The sequence below is a fragment of the Sphingopyxis flava genome (assembly GCF_900168005.1).
Lineage (GTDB): Bacteria > Pseudomonadota > Alphaproteobacteria > Sphingomonadales > Sphingomonadaceae > Sphingopyxis > Sphingopyxis flava.
On record NZ_FUYP01000004.1, the window covers coordinates 169,598 to 184,910 of the forward strand.

General features: G+C 65.9%; 9 protein-coding genes. 5 read left to right on the top strand and 4 right to left on the bottom strand.

Going from position 1 to position 15,313, the window contains the following annotated elements:
* The first annotated feature begins 52 nt into the window (after positions 1-52).
* The 5 genes from B5X69_RS04855 to B5X69_RS04875 all read left to right on the top strand — a co-directional run bounded on the left by B5X69_RS04855 (position 53) and on the right by B5X69_RS04875 (position 6,077).
* On the top strand, positions 53-2,341 hold the full coding sequence (locus tag B5X69_RS04855) for a xanthine dehydrogenase family protein molybdopterin-binding subunit (protein WP_079637567.1): 2,289 nt from the start codon (positions 53-55) through the stop codon (positions 2,339-2,341).
* Positions 2,338-3,309 (top strand): ferrochelatase, encoded by a 972-nt coding sequence (gene hemH / locus B5X69_RS04860; RefSeq protein ID WP_079637568.1) that lies wholly within the window; start codon positions 2,338-2,340, stop codon positions 3,307-3,309. Before B5X69_RS04855 ends, hemH begins: the two co-directional genes overlap by 4 nt.
* A gap of 93 nt (positions 3,310-3,402) precedes the next feature.
* Positions 3,403-4,953, top strand: coding sequence for a DUF1963 domain-containing protein (locus B5X69_RS04865; protein ID WP_176141517.1), 1,551 nt, complete (start codon positions 3,403-3,405; stop codon positions 4,951-4,953).
* Between the two features lie 107 nt (positions 4,954-5,060).
* Positions 5,061-5,783 (top strand): acetoacetyl-CoA reductase, encoded by a 723-nt coding sequence (gene phbB, locus B5X69_RS04870; RefSeq protein WP_079637570.1) that lies wholly within the window; start codon positions 5,061-5,063, stop codon positions 5,781-5,783.
* A gap of 54 nt (positions 5,784-5,837) precedes the next feature.
* The gene (locus tag B5X69_RS04875; RefSeq protein ID WP_079637614.1) at positions 5,838-6,077 is read left to right on the top strand and encodes a ribbon-helix-helix domain-containing protein; all 240 of its coding nucleotides are present in this window, start codon (positions 5,838-5,840) and stop codon (positions 6,075-6,077) included.
* Between the two features lie 4 nt (positions 6,078-6,081).
* Here the strand turns inward: B5X69_RS04875 and B5X69_RS04880 are convergent, their stop codons facing one another.
* The 4 genes from B5X69_RS04880 to B5X69_RS04895 all read right to left on the bottom strand — a co-directional run bounded on the left by B5X69_RS04880 (position 6,082) and on the right by B5X69_RS04895 (position 15,308).
* Complete coding sequence (locus B5X69_RS04880; RefSeq protein ID WP_079637615.1) at positions 6,082-6,957, bottom strand: ATP-grasp domain-containing protein; 876 nt, start codon at positions 6,955-6,957, stop codon at positions 6,082-6,084.
* 16 nt (positions 6,958-6,973) lie between these two features.
* Positions 6,974-11,674 (bottom strand): NAD-glutamate dehydrogenase, encoded by a 4,701-nt coding sequence (locus B5X69_RS04885; protein ID WP_079637571.1) that lies wholly within the window; start codon positions 11,672-11,674, stop codon positions 6,974-6,976.
* Between the two features lie 166 nt (positions 11,675-11,840).
* On the bottom strand, positions 11,841-13,157 hold the full coding sequence (locus B5X69_RS04890) for a PAS domain-containing protein (RefSeq protein ID WP_079637572.1): 1,317 nt from the start codon (positions 13,155-13,157) through the stop codon (positions 11,841-11,843).
* A 96-nt stretch (positions 13,158-13,253) separates the two neighbouring features.
* On the bottom strand, positions 13,254-15,308 hold the full coding sequence (locus tag B5X69_RS04895; RefSeq protein WP_079637573.1) for a glycoside hydrolase family 97 protein: 2,055 nt from the start codon (positions 15,306-15,308) through the stop codon (positions 13,254-13,256).
* Positions 15,309-15,313 lie beyond the last annotated feature (5 nt).

Genomic DNA, 15,313 nt, shown 5'->3' on the forward strand with positions numbered 1-15,313 from the left:
CGGCCAATATAGGCTTTGCCTCGCTTCATCGCCCCGACTATCAGCAGCGGGCATGAGCGGCATTCGCGATACAGTGGGGAGCAAATCGACGCGAGCGCCGCTCGTCGCGCGCCGGACGCTTCTCGTTGGCGCAACCGCTGCGGGCGGGCTTGCGCTCGCCTGGTCGGTTTGGCCGCGCGATTACCGCCCCAACCTGACGGCCGCCCCCGACGAACATATCTTCAACGCCTTCCTGAAGATCGGGGACGACGGCCATATCAGCGCGATCGTCTCCCAATGCGAGATGGGCCAGGGCGTCACCACGCTGCTGCCGCAGATCATGGCCGACGAACTCGGCGCCGACTGGCGGACGATCGCGGTCGAAACCGCGCCGATCAGCCCTCTCTATGCGAACACTCTGGTGGTCGACGAGGATAGCAGCGTCTTCATGCCGCGGACCGGCGTCCCCGATTTCGTGCAGGACGTGCGCAGCTGGGCACGGCGCGAGTGGGCGGTGCGCCACGCCGTGATGCTGACGGCCAATTCCTCATCGGTGCGGATGTTCGAGGGACCATGCCGGGACGCCGCGGCGCAGGCGCGCGCGCTGCTCATGATGGAGGCCGCGCGCCGCTGGGACGCGAAATGGGAAGATTGCGATGCGCAGGATGGTTTCGTGATCCTGGGACAGAAGCGGCTGCGCTTTGGCGAGCTCGCGGCGGGTGCGGCGAAGCTGGAACCGCCCGCAACCCCCGTCTATCGCGCGTCAAGCGCCGACCCGCTTTACGGCAAGGAACTGACACGGCTCGACCTGCCCGCGAAGGTTGACGGATCGGCGAATTTTGCGGGCGACATTCGCCTGCCCGACATGGTCTATGCCGCAATACGTCAAGGGCCGGTCGGCGCAACGCGGCTCCAAAGCATCAACCGCAAGGCGGGCCTCGCCTCGCCAGGCGTGCTCTCCGTCGTCGAGCATGAGCGCTGGATCGCGGCCGTCGCGCGCAACTGGTGGGCAGCGAACCGCGCGCTCGACCGCTTTGCGCCGGTGTTCGAGACGAAGGGCACTTCGGTGTCGAGCAAGGGTATCAACAGCGCGCTCAAGGCCGCACTGCGCGCCGATGGCTATCGTATCGCAAAGAAGGGCGATGTCGCCGGGGCGATGGAAGGCCGCACGAAGATTTCCGCCGAGTATCTGGTTGCTCCCGCGCTCCATGCGGGTATTGAAACGCGCACCGCGACTGCCGCTATCGACGGCGACGGGCTGCGCGTCTGGGTCGCGACGCAGGCGCCTGCGCAGTGCCGCGATGCCATCGCCGCCGCAACCGGCCTTGAACCCGGCGCGGTCACGCTTTTCCCGATGATGGCGGGTGGCTCGTTCGACGCCTGTCTCGATCATAGCGTCGCCGTGCAGGCAGCGGTCATTGCTCGGCAGGTGAAGCGCCCGGTGCAACTCGCCTGGTCGCGCGCCGAGGAGATCATGCGCGTGCCTCCGCGGGCCCCAGCGAGGGCGAAAATGGTCGCAACGCTGAACGCCGCGGGGGGTATCGACGCGCTCGTCAGCCGCATTGCAGTGCCTTCCACAAATCACGAGGTTCGCGCAAGACTGTTCGACAATATCCCCCATGATGTCGCTCAGCGCGCGGCGGCGGGATCGCCCGACGCCGCCGCGGTCGAGGGCGCTCAACCGGCTTATGCGATCCCACATTTCGCCGTTGACCACTGCCCGGCCGATACCGGTCTGCCGACCGCGCGCTGGCGGGGCAACGCTGACAGCTACACCGCTTTCTTCACCGAATGCTTCGTCGACGAGATGGCGACGCGCGCCGGATCGGATGCCCTGTCCTATCGCATGGCGATGCTCGGCGACGCGCCCCTCCTTGCACGGTGCCTGCTCACCGCAGCGACGCTCGGCGGCTGGGAAGGCGGGATCCCCGGGAGCGCGCAGGGGCTCGCCTGCCATGCGATGCGGGGCAGCTATATCGCGCTGCTCGCGACCGCGCGCCAGAGCGACAAGGGTATTCAGGTTGAACAACTCGTCGCGGTTGTCGAGGCTGGGCGCCTCGTCAATCCGGCGATCGCGCGCCAGCAGGTCGAGGGCGGACTGATCTTCGGTCTCGCCGCCGCAGTAGGCGCGACGACCGATTATGAAGGCGGCGTCGCTACCGCGCGCAAGCTGCACCAGCTCGGCCTCCCCAGACTATCGCAGACCCCGCAGATCCTGGTCGAATTTCTCGACAGCGATCGCGAGCCCGGCGGGCTGGGTGAAATCGGCGTTCCGGTCGTCGCCCCCGCAGTAGCCAACGCACTGTTTGCCGCGACCGGCCGCCGCATTCGCCGGCTTCCTCTGGCGGCGCACTCCACATGACCGCATCTCCTTCCATCGGCGCTCTTCTCGTCAACCTCGGCACGCCCGACGCGCCCGAGCCGGAAGCCGTGCGCCGCTATCTCGCCGAGTTTCTGTCCGACCGCCGCGTCGTCGAAATCCCGCCCCTGATCTGGCAGCCGATCCTGCGCGGGATCATCCTGCGGACGCGGCCCCGAAAATCAGCGCATGCCTATCGGCAGGTCTGGACCGAAGCGGGGTCACCGCTCGCCGCGATTACGCAGGCGCAGGCAGTCGCGCTCCAATCGGCGCTGGGAAGCAGCGTGCGTGTTGCCCATGCGATGCGTTACGGCAACCCCGCGATCGGCCCCACGATCGACCGGCTGATTGCCGATGGTTGCGAGCGTATTCTCGTTGCACCGCTCTACCCCCAATATAGCGGCGCGACCACCGCAACGGTGGTCGATGCGGTGGGCAATCATCTGAAGTCGCTGCGCCGTCAGCCCGCACTGCGCTTCCTGCCCCCCTATCCCGATGATCCGGCTTATATAGCGGCCCTCAGGACGTCGGCCGAAGCGGCTCTCGCCGCGCTTGATTTCCGGCCCGATGTGCTGCTCGCGAGCTTTCACGGCACGCCCGAGCGGACGCGCGAGCTCGGCGATCCTTATTACGAACAGTGCTGCGACACAGCCCGCCACCTGTCCAGCGCGCTGGGGCGACCCGTCGAGGTCGCCTTCCAGTCGCGCTTCGGCCGCGCGAAATGGCTCGAACCCGCGACCGACGCGGTGCTCGCCGAGCTTGGCGCCGCGGGGAAGAGCGTCGCAGTCTTCGCCCCGGGCTTTGCCGCCGACTGTCTTGAAACGCTCGAGGAGCTGGCGATCCGCGGCAAGGCGCAATTTGCCGAGGCCGGCGGGCGCGACTTCGCCTATCTTCCCTGTCTCAACGCCGATACCCCGGGAATGAAGCTCATCGAAACGATGGTCCGGCGCGAGCTCGCGGGGTGGATCTGAGCCGTCGCGCTTACCTCCTGTTTAGCTCCTTTGCCTAGACTGGCCTCTGCGCGATCCCGGTAGTCACCGGGCATGAGTTCGGGAGATTGCCCCATGAGCCAGGTTCAATCCGCAGCGATGATGCTCGCCGGCGCCACGGTTTTGTTCCTGCTCGCCGTTTTCGCGGTCTGGCGGCTGCGTCGGCCGCGCGCCGAACCCGTCTCCCGCGCGCCAAGAGCTTTCCCGTTTAGGGGGCCCGGGCTCCCCAATCTGGCCCGCAAAGCTCGCGATCCTGAGCCGCCCGTCGAAATTGCGCCGTCGCGCCTCGCGCGGATCAGCGCCAAACCGGCGTACGATTACGTCAGCGGGCCTGCCCACGCCGCAAGCGAAACCCCCGCGCCCGTCGTAGCTCCGACGCCCGTCGAGGCACAGCCCTCCGCGTCATCGCTGGACGCGAGCCTCGAAGCCATGGCGGCGGCGGCCGTGCGTCAAGCGGCCGGGCTGCGCGGGGGCGGCGGGGTCCGGTTGATTCCGCGCATCCCGCCGCGTGACGCGATCCACACCCGAAGCTGGATCGGCGGGCGACCGAGGCTTCCCGAGACGGCGGAATGGCCACGCATCGAGGGTATGCGCGCCGACTTCCTCGCGCAGATCGCCTGCGCTGATCTGCCCACAGGCCTTTGGGACGGACTCGGCCCCCGCGAAGGCTGGCTTGCCATCTTCGGCCATCCCGATGCCAGCGCTGTGACCGTAGTGCATCTGCCCGAGGCGGGTCCGCCGCGCGAGCCGCCGGCCGCCCCCGGCGAGGCGTGGTTCTCTCCCTATGGGGCGCTGCGCCTCGGCAATCTCGCAGCGCTCGCGGTGCGCGCCTTTCCCGAGTGGCCGGTCGACCTCGTCCCAGCGGACAAGGCCGCGAACGACGAAGCAGGCCCAGACGACCCGCTCGCGGGTCAGGACTTCGACATTGCCGACCCGGCATTTCATCCCTTCGACTGGGACGCCATGGTGGCGATGGCCACACTTCTCGAGCGGCACGCAGCGCAGCTCGCCGCCGAAGCAGATATTCCCGCCGACGCGAGCGACGAACTGGCACTCGCCCTTACCAACGCTGCCGAGACCAATCGCGAAGCCGCTGCACGCGCTGCCGAGATCATCGCTATTATCCGCGAGAGCGCAAAGCAGCATGCCTTTTCCGCGAACGATGCGAGCGCGGTGATGGTGGCGCTCCACGCCATCCGCTGGGTCCATGTCGTCTGCGAACCCGATCTGGAAACCGGCGAGGATCGCGTCGAAGCGCTCGAATTGCCCCTCACCCGCCACCATCCCGGCGCGCCAACGTGGGTTGAGGATTATCGCGCGCTGCTGTTCGACCATGCAAAACATGCATGGTGCGTCGACCCGGACCGGCTATCGGGGCCCGCGCGTGCCTGGTTCGAGCCGCTCTGGCGGGCGCTTGGCGAAAAGGAGGCGGCGATCATGGGGCATATCCCATCGCGCTACCTGCCTGATTTCGACGAAGAGCGCGACGCAGTGCTGATCGAGCTGCCGGCCAGCGGACTGATGAGCCGCCATGCCGGCGATGCCCCAAGCATCGCTCTGATCATCCGCAAGGCCGACCTAGCTGCCGGCGATTTCTCGCGGCTTCGCGTGCAGCAGATGCGCTGACGCGCAGCGGCGCGCAGAATAGCTTTGCGATTGACGTAACAGTCAACTTGCGAGGCCCTGCCGCGCACCCTAACCATGCGCGAAGCACTCATGTGGGAGCAGCAGACATGGCACGTATCGCAATCGTCACCGGCGGCAGCCGCGGCATCGGAGAAGCAATCTCACTAAGGCTTCAGGCCGATGGCATCACTGTGGTCGCCAACTACGCCGGGAACGACGAAAAGGCGAAGGCTTTCACTGAACGCACCGGCATTCGGACCTATAAATGGGACGTGGGCGACCATCAGGCGTGCCGCGACGGCTGCGCGCGCGTCGCCGAAGAAGTCGGCCCGATCGACATCGTCGTCAACAATGCCGGCATCACCCGCGACGGTACGATCGCGCGGATGACCTTCGAGGACTGGAGCGATGTCATGCGGATCAACCTTGGCGGTTGCTTCAACATGGCGAAAGCGTGCTTTCCCGGAATGGTCGACCGCGGCTGGGGCCGCATCGTCAACATCGGGTCAATCAATGGACAGGCGGGACAATATGGCCAGGTCAACTATGCCGCTGCCAAGTCGGGCATTCACGGCTTTACCAAGGCGCTGGCGCAGGAAGGCGCGAAAAAGGGCGTCACCGTGAACGCAATCGCGCCCGGTTACATTGACACCGACATGGTCGCCGCAGTCCCCGCGCCGGTGCTCGAAAAGATCGTCGCGAAGATCCCGGTCGGCCGTCTCGGCCAGGCCCATGAGATTGCACGCGGCGTCTCCTTCCTGTGCAGCGAGGATGCCGGTTTCGTCACCGGATCGACCATGTCGATCAATGGCGGCCAGCATATGTATTGAGCGCGGTGCGAGGTCATCTCGACTTCGCCCGATACGTAGAGCTAGATGGCGGACATGGCTCATTTCCCTCTTCGCCCGCCCGTCAAACGCTCGGTGACGATTGCGGGCCACCCGACCTCGATCAGCCTTGAACCCGTCTTCTGGGACGCGCTCGAGGCCGCGGCGGCGCGGCTGAACCTTCCGATCAACGCCCTCGTTGCACGGATTGACGTCGAACGGATGGAAGCGGGCAATCTGCCGAACCTCACCTCTGCGATCCGGCAGTGGTTGTGGCACGATCGCGGCGAGCACTGACGAGCTACCTTCCCGCGGTCCATGAGAGCGCGGCGTAGATGGCCCGCCCGAATGCCGCGCCGCTGTCGCGCGCGAAGTGGAGGAAGAGCGAAGGCTCGATCAGTTCAAGTTCCATGACGTGCAGCCGCCCCGCGGCGTCGCCGACCATGTCGACGCGGGCGTAGACGGGCGGTGCGGGGGCGGCGGCGAGTGCAGCGGCGGCGAGCGCCAAGGCTTCGGCATTGGCCTCCCACGCCGTCTCGCGCCCACCGAACTGCTCCTGGACGCGAAAGTCGCCCGCTTGGGGGTGTTTGATGATGGCGTGGCTATACCGGCCGGCGAAGAAGAAGAGCGAGACTTCGCCTTCGGTCAAGATGCCAGGCATCAACGGCTGGACGAGACGGCGCTGGCCGAGGGCATCGGCAGGAAGCGGGGCGCCGCGCGTGATGCGGTGGGTACCGTCGGCCCCGCCCGAGATCGCAGGCTTGATCACCAATTCTTCGGCCCCTAACCTCGCGCGCGCATCGGCGAAGCTCGCCTCGTCGAGTGCTGAAACCTCGATCGTCGGCACGACAGCGACGCCTCCTGCACCGAGTTCGGCGAGATAGGCCTTGTCGCTGTTCCAGCGCAATACCGGCGCCGGATTGACGACGGGCAGCGCCCCGGCCTCCAGCCGGTCGAGCAACGCGTACCAGCGCGCCGGCTCGCGCTGATAGCCCCAGGCGAAGAGCGGCATGATCAGGTCGAAACCGGCAAGATCACCGGGATCAGTCCATGCCCGCTGTTCGACCGCGAGTCCGGCTGCCGCCAGCGCCGCCGCCTTCCGCGCGAAGGCGGGCTGCCAACGCTCGACATAATCGGGCGCCGGAACGAGGAGCGCGACGCGCGGCTGGTAGGGCATCGTCCTGCCGCCCTTGCTACCGCCCCAGAAGCCCGCGAGCCTGCCCCGCAAGGTGCGAGAGCATCGCACCATTGGGGGTCGGAATGGTCCGGGCGCGATCGACGGTCGCGCGGAACTGAGCGACACGCGGCGCCTGTTCGGCGAGCCATCGGGTCACCGCACCGTCGAGATCGTCGCCCTTCAGCCCGGCGAGGAAGCTCAGCCGCATTTGCTGAAAATCGCGCGCCAGGCTGTTGACCAGGAGCCGCTCCCACGGGTCGGTCGGGCTCATGTGCGCCGCAAGCGTCTGCGCCCAGTCGAGCCCCAAGGCCTCGCCTAGATGGGTGAAGGCATAAGTCACCGCGACTTCGTCATCGCCGCGCCGCTCAGCAAGATCGACAATGCCGATCGCACCGTCGAGCTTGAACAGACGCACGACCGCAGCCGCGAGCCCTTCGGGCGCACCGGCCTCGAGCAGCTGCTGGCTCAGCATATCCCATTGGCGCCGTACCGATTCGCTGAGCAGGCCGTCCACGCGCGCGGTAAGTCGGTCGACACCGGGTTCGAGCCGCGCCACGAGCGCGCCCGGCTGCGCTCCCGTCGGCGCGACGCGCAGCAGATCGGCAATCTGCGATGCCATCGCCGAGGCCGCTTGGGCGAACAGCGACAGGCGGATCGCCTCGTCGATCTTCGCTATGTCGAGCGCCTGCCAGATCTCGCGCATATCGAGCAGTTTTTCGACCGTCACGAACGCCGCCGCGACGTCGGCGAGTGAACAGCCCTCTTCCTCAACCAGCTCAAAGGGATGGACGACGCCCATGCGGTTGATGATGCGGTTGGCAAGCTTGGTCGCAATGATTTCGCGGCGCAGCTGATGCCCGGCGATTGCCTCGGCATAGTCGCGCTGCATCTCGGCGGGAAAGGCCGCGGCGAGATCGCCGTCCAGCATCGCATCGTCGGGCAGGCTGCTCGCCTCGATTGCGTCCTGCAGCGCAAGCTTCGCGGTCGACAACAGCACCGCGAGTTCGGGTCGCGCCAAGCCGCGCCCTTCCTGCGCGCGGCGCAGCAGTTCATCGTTGGCGGCGAGCCCCTCGACTTTGCGGTCGAGCCGGCCGCTGCTCTCGAACGTCTCCATCAGCCGCACCAGTGAGGGCACCGCGCCCGCGCCGCCCTTCTCGGCGATCGACAGCGCGAGCGCCTGCAGGCGATTGTCCTCGAGCACCAGCCTCGCGACATCATCGGTCATGCGAACGAGCAGCGCGTCGCGATCGTCCTGGTTCAGCCGCCCTTCGATCATCTCGCGATTGAGCGCGATCTTGATGTTGACTTCATTGTCCGAGCAATCGACGCCCGCACTATTGTCGATAAAGTCGGTGTTAATTCTGCCGCCGCGCTGCGAAAAGGCGATGCGCGCGGCTTGCGTGACGCCGAGGTTTGCACCTTCGCCAACCACCCGGACCCGCAGATCCTCGGCATCGACGCGCAGCGCGTCGTTCGCGGGATCGCCGACCTCGGCATTGTTCTGGCTCGCAGCCTTCAGATAGGTGCCAATCCCGCCAAACCACAATAGGTCGACCGGCGCCTTAAGGATCGCGGAGATCAGCCCGGCGGGATCGATCTCGTCAACATTAAGGTCCAGCATCGCCTTTATCTCGGCGCTGAGCGGAATGCTCTTCTGGGTGCGCGGGAACACGCCGCCGCCTTTGGAGATCAGCTTCTTGTCATAATCGTCCCAGCTCGATCGCGGCAGGTTGAATAGCCGCTCCCGCTCCTTCCAGCTCTTCGCCGGGTCGGGATGCGGATCGAAGAAAATGTGCCGATGATCGAACGCCGCCACGAGCTGGATCGCCTTGGAAAGCAGCATGCCATTTCCAAACACGTCGCCCGACATGTCTCCGCAGCCGGCAACGCGGATCGTGTCGGTCTGCACGTCGACGCCCATTTCGGCGAAATGGCGCTGTACCGAAACCCACGCACCCTTGGCGGTGATGCCCATCGCCTTGTGATCATAGCCCTTCGATCCACCGCTCGCAAAGGCATCGCCCAGCCAGAAGTCGCGCTCCATCGCGAGGCCGTTCGCCACATCCGAGAAGGTCGCGGTACCCTTGTCGGCCGCGACGACGAAATAGGGATCCTCGCCGTCGTGGATGACCACGTCCTGAGGATGAACGACGTTCCCCGCGACGATATTGTCGGTGATCGAAAGCAAGGAGCGAATGAAAATGCGGTAGCATTCGGTCCCTTCCGCAAACCAGGCGTCGCGGTCGATCGCCGGATTTGGGAGCGTCTTGGGGTAGAAGCCGCCCTTCGCGCCGGTCGGCACGATCACGGCATTCTTGACGCGCTGCGCCTTCATCAACCCGAGGATCTCGGTGCGGAAGTCGTCGCGCCGGTCGGACCAGCGCAGCCCGCCTCGCGCGACGGGGCCGGCGCGAAGGTGAACACCCTCGACGCGCGGCGAATAGACCCACACCTCGCGCCACGGCAGCGGCTTGGGCAGACCCGGGACCTTGCTGCTGTCGATCTTGAACGCCAGCGCCTCGTCACCGGCAGGCGCAAAGGCATTGGTGCGCAGCGTCGCACCGATCACCGCATTGAACCGGCGCAAGATCCGGTCATCGTCGATCGACTTGATGCCTGCAAAGCCCGCCTGGATCTCGGCGTCGAGCTCTGCAGCCCGCTTCGGGTCGTGTGCCGCCGGGTCGTGCAGCGCGCGAAACCGATCGATCATTGCCCGGGTCAGCGCAGGCGCGTGACGCAGCGCGGCCACGACCGTGTCCATGCCGTAGCTCGACCCGCCCTGACGCAGATAGCGAAACCACGCGCGCAGCCAGACGATCGCCTGCGGATCGGTCTGCGTCACCAGCATCAGTTCGTTGAAAGCATCGTCCTCCGCCGACCCTTCGAGTACCGCCGCAATGGCGCCCTCGATCACCTCAGCATGCGGCAGAAGTGTTGCCTCGTCGACCGCGGCCGGCACCCGCAAGGTGAAATCGTGGATGAAGGCGGGCTGCTCCTCGCCGTCGGCGGACGGCCGGCCATAGCTCAGCGCGGTCGGAATTTCCTCAAGCACCTCGAAGCCGAAATGCTCAAGAGCGGGAACGACGTCGGAGAGCGCAAGCGCCCCTGCGAGACTGTAGGCCTTGAGGCGCAGGCGGTCGTCGCCGTCGAGACTCTTCAGTGCAAGGCGCACCCCGCGCGGATGCCCAGCATCGAGGTCGCGCAGCCGCAATATATCGCGCGCGGCCTCTTCAGGATCATAAAGATTGCGATAGTTGGGCGGGAACAGCGGCGCAAAGCGCGCCGCGAGCGCCGCAGCGCGGCCCGCGTCGCCGCGCCTTGCCAGTGCGGCCTCGACTTCGGGCTGCCACCCGCGCACCATCTGCTCGAGCGTCGTGGCCAGCGCTTCTTCGTCGGGAATAACGCCCCCGCTGCGAAGGTCGAGCGTATAACGGAGAAGCGCGGCGCCGCCGTCTTCGAGCACCATCGTCCAGCCGATGACCCCGGCCCGGGCTTCGCGTGCCAGCATGCCCTCGATCGCCAGCCGGCGGCCGGTCGATACCTCGTCGCGCGGCAGCCAGACAAAGACGAAGAGATGCCGGCCGAGCGCGCTGCGCACCATGACCAGCTTCGGCCGGGGCCGGTCGGTAATCGACATGGAGGTGAGCGCAAGTCTTTCGAGCGAAGCGGCGTCAAAGGCAATCAGCAGGTCGTGGGGCAGCGCGGTCAGGGCGTGTGCGAGCGCCTTGCCCGCGTGGCCTGCGGGATCGAAGCCGAATTTCGTCATCAGCGCCGACAGCTGCGCGCGCAGCACCGGGACTTTCGCAGGCGGCGTCGAAAGCGCCTGGCTGGTCCACAGCCCGGCGTGGATCGACAGCCGCTCGGCCTTCTGGTCCTTGATCTCGGGAATGATAATAAGGTCGAGAAGGACACGGCGGTGCACCGCCGAGAGCCGGTTCGACTTGATGAGCAGCGGGCTCGACCCGCCAGCGTCGAACCACGCAAAAGCAGCCGCGAGGGCTTCGGTAGAGAGCAGCTGACTATGGCTCGAGGCGCAAATGCCGAGTGGCTCATGTGCCGAGCCGTCGCGGCTGCGCCATTCGTGTCCGAGCTGCGTCATTGCGCCGCCTTCGAACCAGCGCAGCAGCTCGGCGCCTTCGCCCTCGGTACGCATCGCAGCGTCGGCGAGCATGGCTGCGCGCATCGCCTTCCAGTCGGAAACCGCAGCGCGCACGTCGGCAAGCGCGGCCTCTATCGCGTCAAGCAGGCGGCGGCGCGCCCGAGCGTCGCCGCGCTCCAGCTCCATATAGATGACCGATTCGCGGTTCTGCGTGCCCGGCTCGGGCGCGCCTGCATCGGTCAGGGAACCCTTCGCATCACGGGTCGCCGAAACGACCGGGTGCAGGATGCGGTGCACGACCAGCCCCTGCGCCGCGGCAACCTGCGAGGTCGAATCGACGAGGAATGGCATGTCGTCATTGACGATAGCAAGGCGCATCCGCCGGTCTGTGCCGTCCGCAGCCATGGGTTCGAGCGCGAGGACGGGGTTCCCCGGCGTACGGTCGAGCGCCGCGGCGGCTATGAACCGGCTCGCGTCGGCAAGCGCCGCTTCGTTCATGTCGTCGCCCTCGCCGGGAAGGGCGCTGCCGCGCAGGGCGGTAAGATAAGCGGTCTGGATTTTCCTGGGAACAGCGGGGACGGAGGCGGAGGAAGCGTCCGATTCCGATTGACTAGGCATAGGGTGCAGCATCCCGAACCAAAAAGCGGGCCTTACGCCGACGATCGGCGGGCCGTTCGCTCGGGCCCATATGCGCCCCCCGCCCGCGGGGCTCAAGACCCGCGCGGCGTTTCGCGTAAAAATATTTCAAGATTCGGATTTTCTGTTGCGCTGCAGCGAAGATGCTTCAACCGCCAGGACCGATTGCAATCGCTTTTTTCGCGAGCCGCGCGACCAACGCCGCATCTTCTGCAGCCTTGGCGACAATGCCGATATGCCCGCCCGGCATCGCACGCGCGATGAGCACGACGAATTCGGCATTGCCTGCGTCATGCTCCAGGATCACTGCCGGATGCGCGCGGCGCAGCACATCGAGCGTCGCGCCCGTGTCGTCCTCGCGCGCGGCAGGCCTGCGGCGCGCTCGCACGTCCTTGACCACTCCCTTGAGGCCGCCCGGATAGCGATCGAGATAGGCAGCGAGCTCCCCGCGTCCGACCCCTTCTTCGCGAGCGTGGCCGAGCACGCACGCATATTCGGCGACCCGTGTCTTGTCATAATGCGCGCCGAAGACGAGCTTGACCACAGGGGTCATCGGCGCGCGCGCCTGCGCACTCAGCCCCGCGTCCTCGAGCAGCTCGGCGAACGCCTCGGGTTGCGTTTCGGCAACGAGCGCGAAGTCCCACGCCTTGCCGACGGCCTGATAAAGCGCGCTGCGGCTGCGGCTGTCGGCGGCGCTTGCCCGTTCGGCTGTTTCGCGCGCGGCCGCGAGCCAATCGGCAAGATCTGCATCTTCGCCCGGATCGGACGGCGCGCCGTTTGCCGGATCGAGGTCTTCGACGAGCTGGTCGAACGCCGCAAACCCGGGAGTCGCATCGGCGGCGATATGCCCCGAGTCGGGGCCGTCGGCCCAAAGCGGCATCGGCGCAGTGAGCGGTGCGGCGCTGCGCATGGCCTGATCGACCGACAGCTGGAGTTCCTCCTCCTCGTCGGCGGGCACCGCTTCCTTCCAGTTGATGACCCCCAAAATGAAGTCGATCGTGTCGTCATCGGACGAGAAGGGCAGCAGAATGCCGCGATACATGATCGTCAATCCGCGGTCGTTCACGAACTCGGCCTCGAAGCCGATCGGCGTGCGGTTCGCGATGATCTGGAGATAATGGTCCGTAAGCCGTGACAGCAGCGAGCGTCCCGGTATCTGGCTGATATACTGGACATCGGGGTCGATCTGCGACTCAGCGCGCAAGCGGTCCCCGAGGAAGGCGATGGCGGGGTTCTCGATCCCCGAGGTGAAGTCGAGCAGCACCGAGTGCGGGCCGAAGTCGCCCGCGCGGTCGAGGTCGAGGTCTTCCACCGAGGGATAGGCACGATCGGCGAGCAGCGAAGCCCAGTGATTATAGGCCCGGACCTGCATTCGCCGCTCGTCGACACCGACCGCGGGGGGAGCGTCGATGCCGCCGTCATCGTGGCCGTAGCTGCCCGTAAGCAACCCGCGCATGCTGTCCATCAATCATCCCCAGTGGCAAACATCGGACAATGTCATGCCTCAGGAGTGGTAAAGGCCGCGTAAACGATGGGGTTTCTGCGGCTCATCGGGCCAGGTTTATCGTATCGCCTCCAATCGGATCGCCGCGCCGCCGCCGGGAGCAAGCCACAGCCTGTAGGCGTCACCTTTCTTCACTTCGATGGACTCATAGGCGATTTTGTGCCGCGCCTCGGTCAGATAGGTAGCGCCCGCCCCGTCCTTCCAGACCGTCGCAGTATAGCGCTTGCCTGGGTCGAGGAAATCAAGGCGCAGGGTCAGCGTCCGCTCGGTCGCGTCGTTAACGCCGCCGACATACCAGTCGGCGCTGTTCCGGTCCTTGCGCGCAAAGATCGCATAGTCGCCAACTTCGCCCGCGATCAGATGGCTTTCGGCCCAGTCGGCGGGCACTGCCTTGATGAACTCGAGCTCGCGCGGGTGCGCCTCCAGATTTTCGATGAAATCAGCCGCCATCTGGATTGGCGAATAAATGGCCAGATAGAGACCGAGCTGTTTGGCAAGCGTCGATGCAAATGGCGCCTTGTTCGACCCTTCGAGGCTCAGAACGCCGGGCGTGTAATCCATCGGGCCCGACAACATCCGCGTGTAAACCAGCGTCGGTTCATGGTCTGGACCGCTTCCAAAATCGCTCCACGCATTATATTCCATCCCCCGCGCTCCCTCGCGCGAAACCCAATTCGGGTATGTGCGTCGCAGCCCCGTGTCCTTCACCGGCTCGTGGGGGTTGACCGCAATATGATGCTTTGCGGCGACTTCGACGACTTTGAGATGGTGCGTGACCTGGCGTTGCCCGTCATGCCATTCCATCGCACGCGTCCCAGGCGCTGCACCCGGCGCGATGATCCCGCCCGCATCGGCGACATAGCCGGTCTTCACCGCCGCAACCCCGAGCTTGCCGTACAGGGCCATCGCATCGTCAAGCTGCGCTTCGTAATTTGCGATATTGCCGCCAGTCTCATGGTGACCGATCAGCGTCACGCCTTTTTTGCGCGCATAATCGGCAACCGCTTTCAGGTCGAAATCGGGGGTGGGCTCGGTGAAGCTATACGCGTCGCCGTGACCGAACCAATTGCTGTTCCAGCCCTTGTTCCACCCCTCGACGAGAACGCCGCCAAAGCCGTGCTTCGACGCGAAATCGATATATTGCTTCGTCCGTTCGCTTGTCGCGCCGTGGTTCGGCCCTTCGGCCCAGCTCCAGGGCCCACGGATCATCCCCCACCAAATGCCGATATATTTCATCGGCTTGAACCAGCTGACGTCGCCCAGCTTGTTCGGTTCGTTGAGGTTGAGCTCGAGGTCATTCTCGACCAGCCCCGCCGCATCGTCGGCGATACGGATTGTCCGCCACGGCGTATGAAAGGGAAGGTCGCGCACGACGCGCGGCCCCCGCGACGAAGGCGCAAGCGTCGCGCGAAACTTGCGTCCCTCTACTCGCTTCAGCCACATGCCCGAATAATCGACCAGCGCGGCTTCGTGGAACGCCAGATGCGTGCCGTCGTCGAGACGCATCGTAAGCGGCGTATGCGCGGTTGCGACCGCGTCGATCGGCGTTTTTTGATACATCTGCTCGTAGCGGTTCCACTCGCCCCCCGCGATCCACCAGGCGGTGCCCTCGGGCGCGATATCGAATTCGGTGATCTCGTCGGCGATCTTCGCGGTCTTGAACCCCGCCTGTTCCGGCAGTTCGTAGCGGAAGCCGATGCCGTTATCGAACAAGCGAAAGCGCAGATTCATTGCACGGCCGCCCCAGCTTTCATCCTGGCGGAAGCGAACGAGCAGCTCATTAAAATGGTCGCGAACATAGCGCCGTTCGCCCCATGGCTGCTCCCATATATCGTCCCCGCTCGCGCGCTCGGCGCCTTCGATCGCAAAGCCGCGCTGGAGACCGACGCCGTCGGTCAGCAGGAAGCCGAGCTTCGACGGCGCGATCAACAGCTTGCCCTTGCGCGACAGCGACCAGGTCGGGCGCGCGTCGTTATCGGTCGACACAGTGAGCATGATGCTGCCGTCCGGGGAGGCAAGCGTCTGCTGCGGCCGCGCCTCCTGCGCGCGCGCGGACGTCGCGGCGAGAAGCGCGAAGGAAGTCAGAATCGCGAAAGGGGTAGGACGAAACATCGAAA

Bases quoted from the DNA above. Each gene is read 5' to 3' on its own strand.
- B5X69_RS04855 (WP_079637567.1), top strand. From the start codon at position 53: ATGAGCGGCATTCGCGATACAGTGGGGAGCAAATCGACGCGAGCGCCG.
- hemH (WP_079637568.1), top strand. From the start codon at position 2,338: ATGACCGCATCTCCTTCCATCGGCGCTCTTCTCGTCAACCTCGGCACG.
- B5X69_RS04865 (WP_176141517.1), top strand. From the start codon at position 3,403: ATGAGCCAGGTTCAATCCGCAGCGATGATGCTCGCCGGCGCCACGGTT.
- phbB (WP_079637570.1), top strand. From the start codon at position 5,061: ATGGCACGTATCGCAATCGTCACCGGCGGCAGCCGCGGCATCGGAGAA.
- B5X69_RS04875 (WP_079637614.1), top strand. From the start codon at position 5,838: ATGGCTCATTTCCCTCTTCGCCCGCCCGTCAAACGCTCGGTGACGATT.
- B5X69_RS04880 (WP_079637615.1), bottom strand. From the start codon at position 6,957: ATGCCCTACCAGCCGCGCGTCGCGCTCCTCGTTCCGGCGCCCGATTAT.
- B5X69_RS04885 (WP_079637571.1), bottom strand. From the start codon at position 11,674: ATGCCTAGTCAATCGGAATCGGACGCTTCCTCCGCCTCCGTCCCCGCT.
- B5X69_RS04890 (WP_079637572.1), bottom strand. From the start codon at position 13,157: ATGGACAGCATGCGCGGGTTGCTTACGGGCAGCTACGGCCACGATGAC.
- B5X69_RS04895 (WP_079637573.1), bottom strand. From the start codon at position 15,308: ATGTTTCGTCCTACCCCTTTCGCGATTCTGACTTCCTTCGCGCTTCTC.